The organism is Legionella qingyii (genome assembly GCF_003184185.1).
Genome location: NZ_QHJG01000002.1, coordinates 167288 through 186913, shown reverse-complemented (window position 1 = coordinate 186913; position 19626 = coordinate 167288). Strand labels below are relative to the sequence as shown.

Here is a 19626-nt window from a genome sequence, read left to right as displayed (position 1 = left end):
TTTTTACTCAAGCTACAACCCACTGGCATCACTTTAAGTGAGTTAATGAAGCATGAATTGACTCCCTCCTTTTTTCAATGAGCTCCTCTGCTTTAACAATGATTAGATTTTCTTGTACGCTTTCCCCTGGATGAGTTTGTTTGTGGAGTTTTTTATATTGCTCTAACTCTTGTTCTCGCATATAGAGTTCAAATTCCTTGTAAAAGGCCTTTCCCTTCTCATCGCCTAGAATATCAATGAATTGTTCATATAAACCTGTTTTGGGATTACTATAAAAACATATATCCATAAATTTTTTTTGATAAATAGATGAGAACTGATAGGGTTCACCGACAAATTCTGGTATTTGGTTAAACAGGATATCCACGCCTATTGCCTGAGATGAATTTTTTGCTTGATATAAAAGCTCTATCACTTGCTGACGTTTTTCTTTAGGAACAATAACGGAGCGAACCGCTGCAAATTTTTTGTTTTCATCATTTAAAAAAGGAGCGCCACCTACCCGAGCACCTCGCTCAGCAAGCGAGAGTTTCATATGTTCATCTGACATATTTTTCAATGTGGCAAGAACACCATGACCAGTAAAACCCGTTGCCTGAAAAGCCATACCTTCTCTATCTAAACGACTTAATATATCCTCAACTGTGGTATCAGATTGAAGTTGATTTAACGCAGCCAATAAAGGTTCGAATTGTGAAGCATATTCTGGATGTTTTTCCCGAATAAAGTCATTTAAATACTCATCAAGTACCTGAACCCCTTCATCGAATAAACCGGAACCAAACTTGACATCCGCGTTAGGAAATTTAAGAACCTCATTCAACTTTTCTCCACCGAATATAAAGTAAAGTCTTCGCCTGGCATAATATTCTCTATAATCAAGTTGATGAGCATCAAACAAAAGTTTAAGTATTTCCTGGGGAAAGGTATTCAAGGCAGTTATGGTAATAACCGATTGATCTTTATCGTTTTTGGCTAAGAAATTAGCTCCCGCTTTCCTCAATATTGGTATAGCCTCCAGATTATGAGATTCGACAGCCGACAATAAGGCAGTATTGCCCTTAGCGTCTCTTAGCTCAACCAACTGAGCTTTTTTTTCAGGTTCCTCACGAACCAAACCCATGATGTGCTCTATTTCTTCATTGTGCTTATTTAAAATCGCTGTATGTAAGGGTGGTTCTCCTTTATTATTTTTTTTCAAGATCAAATTAGGGCTATGAGTATAAAGGTACCCCGTAGCATTTCCCCAATACCCCTTGGCGAACAACAAATGAAGCGCGGTATTTCCTTCTCGATCTTGTACCTCTAATGAACCCCCATTTCGATGCAAGAGTTCAACAAGTATTTCGGAGTTAATTTCTGCGGCTACTAATAACGGAGTTTTTCCTTGTGAATTTCTATCTTCCAGCGGAAAAAGATCTTTAGCAATTAAATGCTCCACAACAAAAACCTGTCGGTTTTTTATTGCCACAAACAATACGTTATCACCCTCGCCATCCTTATCATGAATAAGTGAAGGATCTAAACTAAGAAAATAATCAAATAATTTTATATTACCCAATTGTGCCGCTAATAGCAGAGGAGTCATTTGAAATTTATCCATCGCTGCTAAAGAAGCGCCATGTTCCATCAACCATTGTACCGCTACTAAATCTCCTCTATTTACGGCATCAATCAAAGCATAGTCTTTTTCATTTGAAGTACTACGGGCCACTAATAAATCAGCGATCTCAAGTTGAGACGCCTCTAAAGCAAGTTGAAAAGCTGATTTTCCTTGATTGTTTTGCAAATCTACAGATAGACCACGCTCCAACAGATATGAAACACACGCTACATGTCCCTGGCGTGCAGCCACGAGCAAAGCGTTTTCACCATTATCATTCACTATTGTCAGGTCTGCACCTTTTTCTTCTAAAAACTTAAGTGCATTTAAATGTCCATTTTCAGCAGCAAAAATAATCGCCGCTTCCCCTTGATTATTTTTTAGATGCAGGTCCACCCCATTTTCAAGTAGGTACTCAATAATTTTTAAATTTCCCCTTCCAGCAGCAACCATTAAGGGAGTATTGCCATAATTATCTCTAACTTTTGCGGCAAATTCTTCTGGAAATAATTTAATTGCATCCAATCGATCATTCAATGCGGCGAAATGAACTCCAGACCAGCCATCTTTGGTTTGATAATGAAGTAAATTTTCTTTATTTCTTGTAATATTTAAAATAATCTGCAATGCCGTAACGTCACCTAAGGCACTCGCAACCAGGGCAATTTTTTCGAGTCCTTCTCTACGCAAACCATTTGGGGGCAAGCCCTTCAATCTATCATACTGTTTTGAGATAACCAGCTTCGTAGAGGCACTTAATTGAGGATTAGATTCTAATAATGACAGCGTCTTTAATGATGAATACAAGTAACAGCACTCTAAAGGGGTAAATCCATTGTCATTGGTAATTTCAAGTATTGAACTATTAAATTCTTCTGCTTTACTCAGAAGCACTTTCAGAATTTCAGGTTGATCATATATTGCAGCCAGATGCGCAAGTGTATTACCGTTTTCATCTGTCATTAGAAAATTTTCTTCATATACGCTGGACATGAGCTTTGCGAATTGAACCAAATTTCCCTGTCTAATTGCAGCTTTGAGTAATTCCTCTTTTCCCATTAAATATTCATCCTATCTATCACTCTATTAATCAAAGTATAGTTCGATTGAATGAAATACTATGAGAAAGTAAATAAGCAAATCCTGCTGTAAGAGCCAAATCAAAGAAAAATCTCAACATCATACATCAGATGGATTATCCATTCTGATAAAGAGTTAACTCACGTAATATTGCTGTGGCATATGCTCCAGCAGGCAAACTAAAAGATAACTCAGCTAAATTATCCTTAATTATGCAGGTGAATTGCTTTACATGCAGAATATTAGCCCGCCAATCCTCATCCAAGCCATAATGCTCCAAAGCTGCTAACCAGGGTTGCCAATCAAGATAAATTTTATTAATCAATTGCAATGCTTCATCTTTGACTTTGTATTTACTTTTTCCAGGTAAAGGACTCGCGGGAGAGATATCTTTGTCTTGAATCCTTTGAAGTAATTCATTATCAACGTGATCGATAACAAAAATACTGTTTGATCCTTGAAGTTGCATCACATCACCAGGCAGGGGTTTATTCCAGCATTGTTCTCTAACACGATGCGATAAAATCAAATTGTAAATCCATGAGCGTGCGGCAGAACAATACATGCCCCGTAAAAAACGGTCTTTCACTTTACGACCACGGACAAGCATCTCTTCTGCTTTTAACATATTGCCTGCATTGCGACCAAATCGCTGTTCTCCAAAATAGTTTGGAACGCCATGCTTTTTTATCCGCTCGATGCGTTCGAGTAAATCTTCTTGATTAGAGATTTCGCGCAAACGTACAATAAACTGATTTCCAGTCAAAAAACCCGGTTTCAGTTTTTTATAATGGCGCGTGCATTCTAAAATGCGCCAGCCAGGTGCCGCAAGCTGTGCAATTTCTGGAATCTGCTCCCCCGGAGCATGAATACTCAACCATTGGGTAGTCAGTGCTTGTCTGTCTTTTAACCCCGCATAGCCAATAGATTTTTCTGGCTTATGTACTAATTTTGCCAATGACTTAACCACCTCCATAGTGGTTAAGCCTGTTTTTTCTATTTTCAGGACAATATGTTCGCCTTCTCCAGAAAATGGACTATCAAAAAATTCATTCACCTGAAAATCTTCTGGGGTACATTTAAAATACGAAGTGGACTTTGGTAGTCCATTAACATAGGACCAATCTAAAGAATACATTGACAACAACCCTTGCTGAAATTTACTCTACCTTTTACCAAAAATTTGATAAAAAACTATATAAATCAAAAAATTTTAAGTGCATACTCAAATATTTGCTGCACAATTTATATTAATTGTTACTAAATGGATAGATTAGCAATGAATGCAACATTTCCACGAATACGTAAAGCGGTATTTCCAGTAGCTGGTTTAGGGACTCGATTTTTACCCGCAACGAAAGCAGCCCCCAAAGAAATGTTAACTGTAGTCAACAAACCTTTGATTCAATATGCGGTTGAAGAAGCTTATGCTGCCGGCATACGCCAAATGATTTTTGTCACATGTCATAATAAACGTGCCATTGAAGATCATTTTGATCTTGCCTATCAGCTTGAAAATGAATTAGAACTTCATCATAAAAATGAACTTTTATCTATAGTTAAATCAGTAACACCTGATGACATGGAATGTTTTTATGTACGACAGGCAAGGCCCCTTGGTCTGGGACATGCCGTTTTATGTGTTGAACAAATCGTTTGCAATGAAGCATTTGCTGTAATTCTTGCTGATGACTTAATGACAAATACACCACCTGTTATCCAACAATTAACCCAAATGCATGAGCGGTATGGGCATAGTATTATCGCGGTAGAAAATGTTCCTCAAGAATTAACAGAGTGCTATGGTATTATTCAAGGCGCGCCTTGGGAACAAGGCCTTTTGAGCATACACCATCTGGAGGAAAAACCTAAACCCCACCTTGCTGCATCAAATATTGCAATCGTTGGCCGTTATGTTCTAACTCCGGGTATTTTCGAGCAAATTAGAATGTTGCCACGTATGGACCATAAAGAAATTCAATTAACTGATGCAATTAATGGGTTAGTAAAGAAGGAAACTGTTTTAGCATTACCTTATGAAGGAAAACGATATGATTGTGGAAATGTCCTCGGTTTTCTTAAAGCGAATGTAGACTTAGGAAAAGAGCACCCTACTGAGGGAAAAAATTTTTCCGAGTGGCTTTTAACTTAAATAATTTAGATTGAGAATGTATATGGAACAACTTACGAAAATGAACTCCTGGAAAAAACTCGAAAAATTGGCCAAAACATACAATAGTCAAAATCCAGAAGCAAAAATTTTCTCTATATCTAGTGACAACATTACTCTGGACTACAGTGGACAACACGTTAATGCCCAGATCATGGATTCACTTATTGAACTTGCTAATGAATGTAATCTGCATGAGAACATTAATGCCATGATGAGTGGAAAGCCTATTAATAATACCGAAAATAGGCCAGCCTTACATACAGCTCTTCGTGCCCCTGACAATAAAGTCTTATTAGTAAATGAGAAGAATATTATTACTGATATAGTCAATGTTCGTAACTCGATGAAGCTTATTTCCACAAAAATTCGAAATGGGGAGTGGCTTGGTTATTCTGGTAAGCCTATTACTGATGTAATTAATATAGGAATAGGCGGCTCTATGCTTGGCCCCTTATTTTGTATCAATGCATTAAGTGATATAGTAACGGACAAATTAGACTTTCATTTTATTTCCGATTTAGATCCAAACGCATTTCCACGCGTGACTAAAAAACTAAATCCCGAAACCACGCTATTTATTATTTCCTCGAAGTCATTTACTACACCGGAAACCTTATCTCATTTCCAAAATGCCTTATCGTGGATCAATCAGAAACAACATTTTAATCAACATTTTATCGCAATCACTGCAAATGTTAAGAAAGCAGAAGAAATGGGGTTTGAAACTATTCTTCCTATATGGGATTGGGTTGGAGGACGCTATTCCTTCTGCTCGGCAATTAATTTAATTTCCTGTATTGCCATCGGTTTTGAACATTTTTCAGAAATCCTTGATGGGGCATACCATATGGATATGCATTTCTGCACCGAGCATTTTAATAAAAATTTACCGGTTCTTTTGGCTTTATTAGGAATATGGGACATTAATTTTTTAAACATTCATAACTTGTTAGTTATGACTTACTCCCAAGACTTACAATATTTTGTTCCTTATCTTCAACAACTTGATATGGAAAGTAATGGAAAATCAATAAACAAGCAGGGTCGTAGAGTAGAATATGCAACTGGCCCCATTATCTGGGGAGGCTTGGGTAATCATGCACAACACAGTTACTACCAGCTATTGTGTCAAGGAACTAATAAAATAGCGGCTGATTTAATTTATCTTCGTAGTTTCGATGATAGTGTAATTAATAAAATATGTCATGCTCACAAGGAAGTCTTAATAAAAGGTGGAAATCATAGTGAGAATCCTCACAGTTACATTCCAGGGGAAATTCCTGTAAATCTTCTCAGCATGAACGATTGCTCTCCACGAACTCTTGGCTCATTAATTGCCTTATATGAACATAAAATTTTTGTCCAGGGTGTTATTTGGAATATCAATTCATTTGATCAACCTGGAGTTGAAAGCGCTAAAGAACTATTTAGACAGAATCAATGGATTAGTTAATGCTTATAGCAAGATTCGCTCTATGTTTGTTTAGCATAATCGTTTTAAAAGCGCATGCTGTTGATATTAATCCGAAACAATTTCTATTGAATCAGGTGATTTGGGGTGAAACCTATTATCGTGATGATTTTGTGAAGAATTCGCTAAATCGCTTACAATTGATCGCCCCTAATGACCCTGATGTTCTTGCAGCGCGAATTAGACTAGCTATACGGCAAAAAAACCTAATTCTCGCAGAAGAGCTGCTTGAACTATTAAGGCAGAAGGCACCTAATTCAATGGATTACAAACAGGCTCAAATGAGCTTATTTCTAACTGAAGAAGATACAAAGCAAAAACTTCAGCGAGCAAGAGTAATGGCGATGTCTGGGCATCTCGATTTGGCTAAAACTCAATACGATGCGCTATTTCATGGGGTTTTTCCCACTCCTGAATTAAGTGCTGAATATTGGCGCATCTTATCCAGAATTCCAGCGCAACGCCAAAATGCGTTCAATCACCTGCAAGAAATATATAATTATTTGAATGAACATCAAGTTTATTCGAGTAGTAACAATCAAGATAATTGGTCCTATGCCCTCAAAGAAACCCTTTCAGATTTATGGGTTTCTAGTGGAGAAATCGCATTTCAATCGGGTAATATGGATTTGGCTGAAAAAAGATATCAGCAAGCACTCCTACTTGATAAGACGAATTATGATGCTTGGGTAGGAGTAGGTGAAGTAGGTTTTGCCCGAAAGAATTTTGTCGATTCAGAAAAAGCATTTAAACAAGCTTTACTCGTTAGCCCAGGCAAAAGTAGTGCAATCTATGGGCTACTTGGCATCTACAAACGTCAATCATTACAAAAGGCATTAAATTACCTAAATAGTTTACCCGAAGATCTAAAATTAAAATTTAAAGACGCAATGCTCAGTTTGGAGAGTTCTTCGTTCCAAGAACAAGCAGAACAACTTGAAAAAACAAACAAATGGATAAAAGCAATAGAGAGGTACACCCAAGCACTAAAAATTGCTCCAGATGATGTTTGGTTAACTTATCATTTAGCCTTAGCGTTGAACCATATAGGTCAATCCAAAAAAGCAGATGAGTTGTTTCAACGATTGATAGCAAAACAAAAAATGAATCCGGTTCAAGTATATGCTTATGCACTTTATTTATCGAGCACTGATCAGTTGCAAAAAGCATTGGCTCATCTTCATACCATTCCACAAAAACAATGGAATGTAGGCATGCATCAGTTGGCAGAACGGATATCTACTGAATTGATTTTACAACATGCACAGCAGTTGCGAGATAGCGGCAATATACAAGGTGCAGAAGCTTATTTAATGAGTCAAAAGCAAATCACTCCCATTAAACTCACTTTAGCAGATTGGGCTTTATTGGATGGTAAATTTGTAAAAGCACTAGACTATTATCAAGATGTGAAAATTCATGAACCACTTAATGCTGATGCAAATCTCGGGGTTATAGAGTCACTAATCGCTCTAGGAAAAAAGAGTGAAGCACGCCAATTGCTAGAACATTTACGAGAAATGGAATTAAGGTTCAATCCCAACATGCAAAGAAAAATAGCAAATGCTTGGAATGCTGTAGGGGAGCCTCAAAAAGCATTAGCTATGTTTAACCAAATCAAAAAAGAAAGCATTCATGCGGCACCCAGCCAAGATAGTGCGCTGATCATGCGTGATGCAGCCCGCTTGGAAACACAACTTAGAATACCAAAATTAGCACAAGAAGATTACAAAAGATCCATGCTCCAAAGCAAGATAACATCAATATGGCCTGCCAGCAACGACTATTATACTTGGCTGACCCGTAATCATGTAGAGGATGATTGGCTAAAACGCAGCATCCGTTCTGAGTCAGCCCTACTTTATCAGCAGCAAGAAACACGCATTACTGTAGACGAAGATTATTGGCGATTGGCAGGTACAGCTGGGACCTCCGAATTGCGTGCCGAAGATACCATAGCTCAAGCAGATTGGGGTTATGCCAACGGTCGTGCATTTTTAAGAGCTGATAGAGTCAATTTAAGTGCAGGAAGTTTTACTACAGTCAATGGAGTTTATTTTGATGATTTTGGCACTTGTGCGATTAATGGATGCACTACTGGCATCGCACAACGAGCTAAGGGTATTGGCTGGGACGGAGGATGGCAAAATCCAACTTGGGGATTTGATATTGGCGAAACACCTATAGGATTTCCTGTGGGAAATTGGATTGGGGGTATCAATTATAGCGGTGAAATACGACATATTGGCTGGACGATTACGGCATCACAACGCCCAATGACTAACACGCTACTTTCTTTTGCAGGAGCAGTTGATCCAAATACAGGAATTGCATGGGGCGGGGTTGTTGCTACGGGACTTACTTTATCGCTCAGTTATGATCGGGGCGAAGCAAATGGTTTCTGGGCAAATATCATTGGTAGTGAATTAACTGGGAAAAATGTTGAGTCTAATACCCGTATTCTTTTATTGGATGGTTATTATTATAAAATAATCAATGAAGATAATCGCCGTTTTATCATCGGACTTACAAATATGGTCTGGCACTATGATAAGAATCTATACGGCTTTAATATTGGACAAGGCGGATATTATAGCCCTGACTTTTTTTTATCATTTACAGTCCCAATTAATTATCGACGACGAGTCGCAAACTGGTCTTATGAGTTAGGAGGCACAGTAACCTGGTCACGTGCGGTAACCCAAGATCTTGTTTCATATCCACTACCCAACCTTATTCCAAATTTTGACACTACACAAAACTCCATTCAAACTGGTGGGCCTAGCGTAGGTTACGGTTACTCATACCACGCATTAATAGAACGTCGGCTAGGTTCGCATTTTATTATAGGGGGACTGGTAGATATCCAACAATCAACAGATTATACGCCTAGCCATCTCTCTCTCTTTCTTCGTTACTCATTCGAAGGTTGGCAAGGTGACATGGACATGCCTATTGTCCCACTAATACCCTACTCCAACTTTAGATGATATACCTTTAATTGTTAGCTGGTGAAATGTTACTCGGGTTTTAAAAATGAAGAAACCGCTCAATCCCAGGTTACGTTGCGTTTCACCCTGCTCCTCATTTGAATAGGTTAATTAGTAATTGCTAAGGATAAGGTACCCAGTTACTTTCACCTTTCAATAAAATATAAAATTTATCTTGATATTTCATCACAGTTACGCCTTGATTGGATGAAACAAAGGGGGTCTTTGGCAAGTTTTGTGTTAATGTTTCTAAACTTACATAATCCTGATTAAAGATTTTTCCATCAATCAAACGAGCAATTAATTCTGAAACAGCCAAATAACTGCTTGGATCATTTATTTGGATTTGTGCAGGCTTTGCTTTCATCCCAATAAATTTAATACCTACAGGAACATGAGTAACACTCGGGCCAGGAATATCACGTAAACCTGGCATTTGTAATTTATCACCAACAAGATTATCTCCTTGATCCGGGATAAAAACTACCATCACTTTATGACCTGACTTTTCTAATGCAGTGAAAAAATTCATCGTTTGATCTAAAAATCTTTTTGCTCGCGGTTCATAAGGTGCCGGTTTATTTTCTCCAACAAAAGTATTACCATCATGGAGTGAGATATCATTAAAATAGGTAGCATTCCGTTTCATACCTGAGAGATTTCGTTGCTTAATCCATCGCTCCTGTAATTTACTATCATCTGAAAGCAGTTTTCCATCAAATGAAAGCACATCAGGGGGTATACCTGCTCGTGACATTAAAGGTACATTAGCTAAGCCACCATATTCTTGTATCTGTTTAAGAAAATTATCAAATAAACCATCATGGTCAAGCACCATCTCCAGAGAAAAACCAAGTTTAGCCAGGTTATCTAAAATATAACAATCTTGAGCAACTGGTTTATAAAGATCCGCATGTGGCGTCTGGCCGCAGCTTGCACGTAATAAACGTATTGCTGCAGGACCGCTATACGATGAAACCGAATTAAAATCATTAAACATAATATCAAATTTACCCCATATAGGATGATCTCTTAAATGCACGGCCTCTATATCTGCCCAAGCCAACGAACAGATCTGAATAAAAATTATGTCAAAAGTCTGTGCATCAGTAGCAAGAGAACTGGGGAAAGAGGTACGTAATTTTTTTTGCTGCTCATAAAATTGATTCAAGTACGCATTAAGATTTTCATTGGTAGGTGGCAAATTACTGCTGAGCTCTGTTCCACTCGTCTTAACTTCAGTCTCAGCTAGAACGTTATTTGTAACGCTCTTGGTTTGAACTGGCGAAAGGTTAATGGTTGGGGCGGTCAGTGTGAGAATGTTTAGCCAAGTTAAGGCAATTACAGTAAACGAAGTAATTCGAATCCACTGAGAAAGAAACAGGTAGGCGACTAAGAGTACAAAAGCCATTCCCACCAGTTCCCAATTAATAATTCGATTTAATAAGTCAATAAGGTAGCTGAAGTTGAAAGCCAAAAGATTTGTCCACTGACTCGCAATTGTACTGAAACCAGGTAGCCAGGTATCATTGTAAAATACCGCTAGACCTATTGGAATAGCTATCCAATTACGACAACGATGGAGTAGTCTTGAAGGTAATGGAAACAACAAAAACGCCAAAAAAACCAGATTATTAAAAGGATGAAAATTTAGATATCCAGCCCATAAAAGAGCAAATTTCAATAAAAAATAATAGTTCCAACCATCTATATCACGCCACTTGGAATGGATTTCTTGTTGTAGCTGTACTGTTTCCATCATTTCTATTTTTAATCCATAATAATCGATAAATTAATTTATCTATCTAACCTTATCAACAGTATTTTACAAAAGATATGACAGAACCGACAGGATAGGCGTTTTTAACTTTTTTTAGTTTAACAGGATGTGCAATATATTCAATGTAAAATAGTAATTTTTCATTTGCTCTTTCTCAATCTATTCTTGACAGACACCCCTTCATCTTGGTACTTTTTGGATAAAATTTAAAATATAAGTCAATATGCTCAAGTTTAATACCATTTCTATCATTGGTGCAGGTCATTTAGGAAGTGCTTTAGCACGTGGTCTCATTAAAAGTGGATATCCTGCAAGTTCAATAACATTCAGTAATCGCGATCCCAGTAAATCAGAACGTTTAGTTAAGGAACTGGGCGTGCAGTCAGCAAAAACCAACATTGAAGCGGCTCAAAACGCGGAGATCCTTATTTTTGCTGTAAAACCTCAATATATGCAGGAAGTATGTCAGGAAATTGCGCCAGCCATGCAATCAAGAGAACCTATGATTATTTCTTTGGCAGGTGTAATAGACATTGATAATATAACTCGTTGGCTCAACAAGAAAAATCTGGGGGTTATTCGTGTAATGACCAATACTCCAACTGAATTTTGTAAGGGAACCTCTGCTTTATTTGCTAACTCCTTCACAACATCTGAAAAAAAACAATTAATTGAAACTCTTTTTAATGAAGTAGGATACACTTTTTGGGTAGAGCAAGAATCCATGCTTGACACACTTACAGCCCCGATTGGTTGTGCTCCGGCTTATGTCTTTCTATTTCTCGAAGCGTTGCAAAAGGCGGCCATGAGTAGAGGTATCCCAGAAGAGCTCTCAGAAAAAATCGCCCTGGAATCTGTGTTTGGTGCAGCAGAACTTGCTAAAAAGTCTGGGCGCTCTTTTGCCCAATTACGAGCAGGTGTAAGTACTCCTCATGGTGTAACAGCCCACTCCTTAGAGAAACTGTCTTTTACTGATTTTTTTGATCTCTTTAAACAAATCTATGAAGCAGCAGAAGAACGTATTGAACAAATAACCCAAACATTGAATATTCGAGAGTAAGATTGTAGCACTGTATAACTCGCAAATTTTTAGTCGCCGTAACCCGGGTTACCCCGTACTTCAACCAGGCTACAATTCGTAACCGTTTAGGGAGTATGCTTGGATCTTGGGAAACGGTTGGATTTTCGAGGAAGAAGTGCCAAATACAGCCGTTCAGTGAGTAGGGCGTAAACACTTATTACAGTTCTAATGATTTTTTATGTTCAGCCCTAGGTAACTTATCCAAGACTCGATACAGGCCTAACCCAAGGATTTAATTTAGTTATAGCTGTTGGTAACTTACCTATGCTACGTTGTGCTTCAGCCCTGTTTTTATATTCCCCCACCGTCAGCACATACCAAACACCTTTAGCATTGGTAAAATGTCTTATTTTAGCATTTTCGGCAAGTAACTTATTATTCTGCTGAAAACGTTCTATATCTTTTTTATTATGGCTCGCAGCGACTTGTATGGTATACAAGTTGATAGTTGTATTATTACTTGAAGATTGATCTTTCTTATCTTTATTCTGTTTTGTTGCTGGAATTTCAACTAATTTTGATTCACGCTTGAGATCTGACTCTGGGTTTTCACGTTGAAACTCAGACTCAGGAATTCTGGCCTCTTGTTTTGCAAGGCTCTGCATTTGCAATTTAGGAATCACAACGACCTTATCAATAATTGCTACAGGAGGATCATTGAGCATCTCATCGTTAATATCATCTAAAATCTGTTTTTTGGGTAAGGAAGAGTATACTAACTGTCGCGTTGAAGAATCTTGCCAAGAAGCAATTTGGCTCTCAAGTACTTCAGGTTGTGCCTGTTGTTTTATTGCTAGATCTCTTACATTTCTATTTTGGTTAGAACCAGTTATTGAATGATAAAATGATGAAAGATCATAGTTTTGAGCAAAATAAAATCCCACAAGCCCCGCAATAAATGCCACACTCGCAGCAAGGCTTGCTTTTTTAACCAGTTTTAAGGGTTCTTTTTTCTTTTGGGTGGCGCACTTAAATACAAATGCCTCTAGATTGCTGTTAATCTTTGCTAGATTCCCTTTTGTTAATTGATAAAACTGCTTAAACTGTGTATCAGTTAATGGTTTACTGATCAAATGTGTAGCCATAGCACGTTGTAATACATAAGTCCTTGTTTCGCTTTCATTCAATGAGCCCAATTCAATAGTGTGGACTAAATTCTCAAAAAAAGAAGCGACTAAATTATTAAGCGTTGCAACGATTGAATAGTCAGATATTAAACAAAGATGGAAAAAACTGAAATTCTCCTGGCTCTTTATTGCTAGCATTGCTTCCTTGATAAAAGACTCTGGCAAATGTTGCGCATCATCAATCAGTATCAACACATGTGCTTTACGTTCGTTTATTTGTGCCACTAAAGAACTAATATCAGTATGTTCATCGCAATTAAGATGCAGCTGAGTTGCAATATCCTCAATGATGTTTTCTCGATTGCAAGGAGGCTTCACGGTAATAAAAATTGATTTGATCTGTTGATCTAAGTTGCCTTGCAACAAAGTACCAAAAGAAGATTTACCTCCTTCTTTTTCAGATAAAACCGTAACGAGCACGTTATTAAAAAGAATCAAATGGTTAATGAAATCAATCTTAGCGAGCCAAGATCCTGGTTTAAATAATACTCTTGGTTGAATAACAGCCGCTAAATCAGACTGAATCATTCCCTCTTTCATTTTTATTCTCCTCTTACAGCTGCAACAAGTGCATTACCCAAACAATCTTCTGTTACTTCAGAGTCGAGATAACAATCACCAGGCTTTCTAATCAGCACAAAGCGTAAACGGTTATTTTTAATTTTTTTATCCGATTGCATCAACTCTTTGAGTTTTTCTAAATTGATATTTCGTGGAATTTTATGTGGTAGACCTGCCAGTTGCAGAATTTGCTCTACTTGTTCGACCAATTGTTCATCAACTAAATGCATTTTATACGACAGAACTGCTGCACAATATAAGCCAATTGCTACTGCTTCACCATGTAACCATTGTTGATAATGGGTATAAGTTTCCAGTGCATGAGCAAAAGTATGGCCAAGATTCAATAAGGCTCGTTGCCCAGTTTCCTTTTCATCCGTTACAACAAATTGAGCTTTAATACGGCAGCACTCAGCTATTAATTGAGGTAACTGCGGGTTCTTGGTAGTTAATCCCTGTCGGAGCGCTTCACTAAGCAGTTTGAAAAATTCATCGCCAGCAAGCAGAGCATATTTTATCATTTCCGCCAAACCAGCACGAAACTCTCTTTCAGGAAGAGTGTTTAATGTATTTAAATCAATAACTACTGCTTGTGGTTGGTAAAAACTGCCAATCATATTTTTACCCAAAGCATGATTAATTCCTGTTTTTCCACCCACGGAAGCATCAATTTGCGATAATAAAGTTGTAGGAATTTGTATCAGCTTTACTCCACGCTGATATGTTGATGCTGCAAATCCAGTCATATCACCAATTACTCCTCCACCTAAGGCTATAAGAGTCGTATCCCTATGGTGTTTTTTCTGGATTAATGCATCATAAATAGCGAAAAGACTTTGTTGATTTTTATATTGTTCACCATCTTCTAAAATCAACACGTCACACTGAGCTTTGGTAAAAGCGGACTGCACGTAGTGCAAATAAAAAGGAGCTATTGTTTGGTTGGTAACAATTAAAATTTGCGAAGAAGTTACAAGAGTTTGCAAAAAATCCGGATTTTGCAAACCATTGCGACAAATAACAATAGGATATTGATGTTCCGTTAAAGAAACATCAACCCGATCATAAATCTCAAAGTTCGCCATAAATATATTTTATTATATTGTTTGCAACAGCCTTGACTGTTAATTTATCTGTTTCAAAACTAACATCAGCTAACTCATTGTAGAATGGCTCTCGCTCATCTCTCAATAATTCCAATCTTCCTTCAAGATCTGTTGTTTGTAGCAAAGGACGCTTGGTATCTCGCTTAGTTCTTTCAAATTGTTGTTGCAATGAGGTTTTAAGATAGATTACGGTGCCACGTCCTGCTAATGCATTTCTGTTTTCAGGAGTAATTACAACACCACCACCCGTTGCCAAAACAATATTGGTTTTTTGAGTTAATTCTTCTATAACTTTTTGTTCGCGACGTCTAAAGCCCTCTTCTCCTTCAATATCAAAAATCCAAGATATATCGGCGCCAGCACGCTCTTCAATAACTTCATCCGAATCAAAAAATTCTAATTTGAGCTCCTTTGCCAAAGCACGACCTATAGTGCTTTTACCTGCACCCATGGGTCCGATGAGAAAAATATTTCGTACTTTAACTATGCTCATTTTTTATCACATACCTCTTTAACTGAAATGTCATTAATTAAAGATCGAGTCCGAAATAACTTCCCATTTTAGCATTGGACTAAAATATGATTCAGTAGCCAAAAGTGGGGGATATTTGGGGCTCAACCCTAACTGTATTTTTCGCAGTTAGAAATTCCCGCCCATTATTCTACAACAAATGAGCATATTTTATAACTATTTACTCTTATTCATTTATATTATATCACTTCATTAATAAAAAAATGCCCTGTTAAAAGCAAATTATAAATAAAACAAACCTTAATTGCTGAATTCATAGCAATTTCTCTAGGGTCTGTTGGCATTTCATTTAATTCCACCTAGTTTCTGCGGCTTATGCACGGGCTCTATACGGAGACACACTAAAATCTACCTATTTTCAATGCCGCCTTTACTGGATTTCGCGCATAAAGTGCAGTGCGTAGATAAATGAAGCAATTGTCAACAGCCCCTAATCACTTAATAAATTTTATTTTTCATCAAATCGAACTGCTTTTCTCCCCTCAATTGCCGTAATTGATAATGAATTTGTTATTATTTTGGGGGTTATAAAAATAAGTAACTCATCATTTTGAATACCAATTTGCGTGTTTTTGAATAAATTTCCAACTACCGGCAACTGACCAAAAAATGGTACCCTCGTAATGGTCTTACTCTTATCTTGCTGATAAATCCCACCAAGCACTATGGTTTGTCCATTACTGACCAGAACATTCGTCTGAATTTCTTTAGTTGCAATTGCTGGCACCCCATTAAATGTCAGGTTGGGCAATGCCCTATCCTGATTAATCTTCAACTCCATAAGTATCTTGTTGTCCGGGGTAATTTGTGGTGTTACCTTTAGGCTTAATACAGCCTTTTTAAAGGCCACTGCCGTAGCACCACTTGAAGTCGCTTCTTGATAAGGAATTTCCTGTCCTGAATCAATTACAGCAGGCTGTTGATTTGCTGTAATGAGCCTTGGACTGGATATCAATTCAGCTAGTCCCTCACTTTCCAAAGCGGAAAGTTCAAGATCAAGCAGAATATTATCGCCAAGCTGTGCTAATGCAATACCTACAGAAGCTGGGGTAGCACCGGTTATTGGGGCAGCGACTAAATCCAGGTTTAATCTGTCTGTAAAGGGTTTGACATTTGCAGGAGCGACGCCCTGCGCTAATTGATTTGCCCCTTCTAGAGTACCACTGAGATGGGTTGGTTTAGATACCCCCCAACGAATTCCAAGGTCCTGAGCAAAATCTTTCGTTACTTCGACGATACGAGCCTCAATAAGCACTTGTTTGACAGGTATATCTAACTGCTTAATCAAATCTCTAACTTCATCAATTTTAGAACCAATATCTTGAATCCAGATGGTATTTGTACGTGTATCGACACTCACGGTACCCTTCTCAGATAAAAGAGAATTTTGTTTGTCTTTAATCAAAACGGCAAGATCGGTTGCTTTAGCATAATTAATTTGTATTAGCTCAGAACGTACAGGCTCAATTTTTCGGATGTTTTGTTGGGCCTTGAGTTGTTCTGCCTCCATTTTCTCAAAAACCCCTTTTTTATCAATCAGAATTACATTACCTGTTTGCCGCTTTTCTAAACCTTGGGTAGTTAAAATAATATCCAATGCTTGATCCCATGGAACATTATTCAATCTCAGAGTAATATCACCTTGAACCTGATCACTCACTACGATATTAATTCCTGTAAAATCAGCCAGCAACTGTAATACGGCTCGTATGCTGATGCTTTGGAAATTTAAGGAAAGTCTTCTCCCAGAGAACACTTTCTTTTTCAATTTGCCCTGTTGCACCTCTTCTGGAGTTAAAGGAATTACATCAATCATAAATTGTTTATTAACCTGATATACAGATTGGCCAAAGCCCCCTTTATTGAATAAAGTCATATGTGCATTTTTACCAACTTGCTGAAAAGTAACTATTTGTACAGGGCTGTGGAAATCTGAAACATCGAATCTCTTTCTTAAGTTCGGAGGAACTTTAGTATTTAAAAATTTAACTAGAATTTCTTTACCATGCTCTTCAACCTGGGTCGGAACACTCGTGCTGGAAACATTGACTATGGCCCGACCGCCCTGCCGTTCAATTCCTCGAAAATCAAAATGATTAATCACATAATTTGTCTTGGCTGGGCGATGAGTAATTATAAGTTCTTGGGGCGGTTGGAATAACTCATTGCTTTTGCCATTCAAAATAAGAGTATAAACTTTCCCAGAAATTGTACCTGAAAAAGGCACTGAATAATTTAACTCCAATACAGCCCGAACACGCGAACCCACCGCAACAACAGAGTACTTATTAAGCGATCCCAATTTAATTTCTTTTGCTCTCTGTTGGGGAGCTATCTGCAGATTCGAGTCAATAAAATCAAGAACAATACGTGCCGGGCTTTGGGTGACAAAACTTGCAGGCTCTTGCTTTATCGGCTGGGTAAACTCGAAATCCATACGCAACTTTTCCTCCGGTAAAGGAATTACCCCACTTTCCTGAAGATTGTGTTGTTTCTATTAATTGAATTGAATTATTCTTAATTGAAACAATACGACCATAATTTTGTCCCATATAATTACCTATTCGGACATGAGTAATATTCTTGTCAGGTAATTTAATCAATGCCCATGTTTCGTTTCCTTGCGTTAAAGTACCTACAAATTTTAATGCGTCTAAAGGATATGCCTCCAAAGGTTCCTTTGGCCTATTTTTATCTGGAGCATTAACATCAACTTCCGTCCTTTTTTGAGCCGTAGGCTTAAATGGATTTCGCCTGTTACTATTATCAGGAAATTTAAAAGTAGGTAAAGGTGTAAATGAAGGGATTGGTTCAATATCTCGTGTTTTTCTAAATTTTACTTCATGGATGTATCGCACCAAATCATCATTACTACTGGAACAAGCAACCAATAGTAAAGATAATGAACAGATAGAACTAATCCCTAGTTTTCGTCTCATCATTGTGTGCGATATCGATATATTTTGGCAGTGATGCTCATTATCAACTCATCCCCCGAAACTGCTTTATCATCTTTGGAAGACACCCTTTCAATACTAAAGTCATGTAACGTTACAATACGATCCATTTCGGCTACACGACTAATAAACATAGCCAATTGAAAATAAGTTCCTACTACTGAAATTTTTATAGGTAACTCAATATAAAAATCGTGCATTACCTCAGGCTGTGGCGCAAATAACTCAAATCTTAAACCTGATGCGACTCCTGTTTTGGAAATTGTTTCCAACAAGCCAGGCATCTGATTTTTTTCTGGGAGCTGTTTAAGCATTTCGGCAAATCGCCCCATCATAATCTGCAATTGTTGGCGATAAGCTGGCAAATTAATTAATTGGCGTTGCTTCCTTTCAAAATCAGCCTTCAAAGTGACCTCTTGAGCTTGTAATTGATCAAACTGAGTAAAATTATCTTTTATGATCAACCAATACCCTAGAGCAACAATCAAAATACTAACACCAACAAGAACACAGCTCTTCACTACTAATGGCCATTGTCCCACATTTTCCAGAGTTAATTCATTCAGGTTAATACTGTTCATAGTTTTAACCCAATCTGGAATTGAGGAGCAAGCACAAAAGTTAACTTAAACTCATTCTCTGCTGACTCCTTTATAGCTTTTTCTTTATCTGTATCTTCTCTTTTGATTTCACTTAGAACAGGATCATGAATCCATTCATTATTTTCAATGTTTTTCATTAATATGGAAACAAAAGTATTTGATTCAGCATAACCAGTGACTGAAATAACATCTCTTTTTCCCTCTATCTGAGTAAAATAGATACCTGCCGGGATTACATGAATCAATTCATCAAATAAATGAACCATTAATGTTCGCGTAGACTGTAAATGCTGAACTATAGACATTCTGGAAATAAGCATTTCTCTAGTTTTTTGTAAATTTTTTATTTCGCTTATTTGCGCATCCATTTCATTAATTTCTTTCTGAAGCATTTGATTCCGTATAATTTGATTGCTTACCAAACCCGTGGCATAAGAATTAATTAAAAATACAATAAACGCAGCGAATACGATGCACAAAAGCAGCATGGTCATAAACAGCTTTTTCTCCTGATCACGCTTGAGTTCTCGCCAAGGAAGAAGATTAATTTGCGTCATATGGTC

The 19626-nt window shown here is 37.5% G+C and carries 14 protein-coding genes; 4 read left to right on the top strand and 10 right to left on the bottom strand.

Annotated elements, in window-relative coordinates; genetic code table 11:
• Positions 1-28: 28 nt before the first annotated feature.
• Together DGG96_RS01780 and truD are read right to left on the bottom strand one after the other, a co-directional pair.
• Positions 29-2662: an ankyrin repeat domain-containing protein gene (locus tag DGG96_RS01780; protein ID WP_110141301.1), complete on the bottom strand. Its 2634-nt coding sequence runs from the start codon at positions 2660-2662 to the stop codon at positions 29-31.
• A 136-nt stretch (positions 2663-2798) separates the two neighbouring features.
• Complete coding sequence (gene truD, locus DGG96_RS01775) at positions 2799-3821, bottom strand: tRNA pseudouridine(13) synthase TruD (protein WP_110141300.1); 1023 nt, start codon at positions 3819-3821, stop codon at positions 2799-2801.
• A gap of 141 nt (positions 3822-3962) precedes the next feature.
• Here truD and galU point away from each other — a divergent pair, with 141 nt between their 5' ends.
• The 3 genes from galU to bcsC are packed head-to-tail and all read left to right on the top strand — an operon-like array spanning position 3963 to position 9317.
• Positions 3963-4835, top strand: coding sequence for a UTP--glucose-1-phosphate uridylyltransferase GalU (gene galU, locus DGG96_RS01770; protein WP_110141299.1), 873 nt, complete (start codon positions 3963-3965; stop codon positions 4833-4835).
• Positions 4836-4857: 22 nt separating this feature from the next.
• Positions 4858-6309, top strand: coding sequence for a glucose-6-phosphate isomerase (gene pgi / locus DGG96_RS01765; RefSeq protein ID WP_110141298.1), 1452 nt, complete (start codon positions 4858-4860; stop codon positions 6307-6309).
• Positions 6309-9317, top strand: coding sequence for a cellulose synthase complex outer membrane protein BcsC (gene bcsC, locus DGG96_RS01760; protein WP_110141297.1), 3009 nt, complete (start codon positions 6309-6311; stop codon positions 9315-9317). The genes pgi and bcsC overlap by 1 nt, the downstream gene beginning before the upstream one ends.
• A 121-nt stretch (positions 9318-9438) precedes the next feature.
• On the opposite strand, the gene bcsG is transcribed toward bcsC, so the two are convergent.
• Positions 9439-11079, bottom strand: a complete 1641-nt coding sequence (gene bcsG, locus DGG96_RS01755) for a cellulose biosynthesis protein BcsG (protein ID WP_110141296.1) — start codon at positions 11077-11079, stop codon at positions 9439-9441.
• 241 nt (positions 11080-11320) lie between these two features.
• Between bcsG and proC the strand changes: the two genes are divergently transcribed.
• Positions 11321-12157 carry a pyrroline-5-carboxylate reductase gene (proC, locus tag DGG96_RS01750; protein WP_110141295.1) on the top strand — a complete coding sequence of 279 codons (837 nt, stop codon included), beginning with the start codon at positions 11321-11323 and terminating at the stop codon, positions 12155-12157.
• 218 nt (positions 12158-12375) lie between these two features.
• Here the strand turns inward: proC and DGG96_RS01745 are convergent, their stop codons facing one another.
• The 7 genes from DGG96_RS01745 to DGG96_RS01715 form a co-directional block, all read right to left on the bottom strand.
• Positions 12376-13845, bottom strand: coding sequence for an SPOR domain-containing protein (locus DGG96_RS01745; RefSeq protein WP_110141294.1), 1470 nt, complete (start codon positions 13843-13845; stop codon positions 12376-12378).
• Between the two features lie 2 nt (positions 13846-13847).
• The gene (gene aroB / locus DGG96_RS01740; RefSeq protein ID WP_110141293.1) at positions 13848-14951 is read right to left on the bottom strand and encodes a 3-dehydroquinate synthase; all 1104 of its coding nucleotides are present in this window, start codon (positions 14949-14951) and stop codon (positions 13848-13850) included.
• On the bottom strand, positions 14938-15465 hold the full coding sequence (gene aroK, locus DGG96_RS01735) for a shikimate kinase AroK (RefSeq protein WP_110141292.1): 528 nt from the start codon (positions 15463-15465) through the stop codon (positions 14938-14940). Before aroK ends, aroB begins: the two co-directional genes overlap by 14 nt.
• Positions 15466-15952: 487 nt before the next feature.
• Positions 15953-17941 carry a type IV pilus secretin PilQ gene (locus tag DGG96_RS01730; RefSeq protein WP_110141291.1) on the bottom strand — a complete coding sequence of 663 codons (1989 nt, stop codon included), beginning with the start codon at positions 17939-17941 and terminating at the stop codon, positions 15953-15955.
• Positions 17862-18446 (bottom strand): pilus assembly protein PilP, encoded by a 585-nt coding sequence (locus DGG96_RS01725; RefSeq protein ID WP_110141290.1) that lies wholly within the window; start codon positions 18444-18446, stop codon positions 17862-17864. Before DGG96_RS01725 ends, DGG96_RS01730 begins: the two co-directional genes overlap by 80 nt.
• A complete protein-coding gene (locus DGG96_RS01720) occupies positions 18443-19042 on the bottom strand; it encodes a type IV pilus inner membrane component PilO (RefSeq protein ID WP_110141289.1) in 600 nt (199 codons plus the stop codon). Before DGG96_RS01720 ends, DGG96_RS01725 begins: the two co-directional genes overlap by 4 nt.
• Positions 19039-19620, bottom strand: coding sequence for a PilN domain-containing protein (locus DGG96_RS01715; protein WP_110141288.1), 582 nt, complete (start codon positions 19618-19620; stop codon positions 19039-19041). The genes DGG96_RS01720 and DGG96_RS01715 overlap by 4 nt, the downstream gene beginning before the upstream one ends.
• Between the last annotated feature and the right edge of the window lie 6 nt (positions 19621-19626).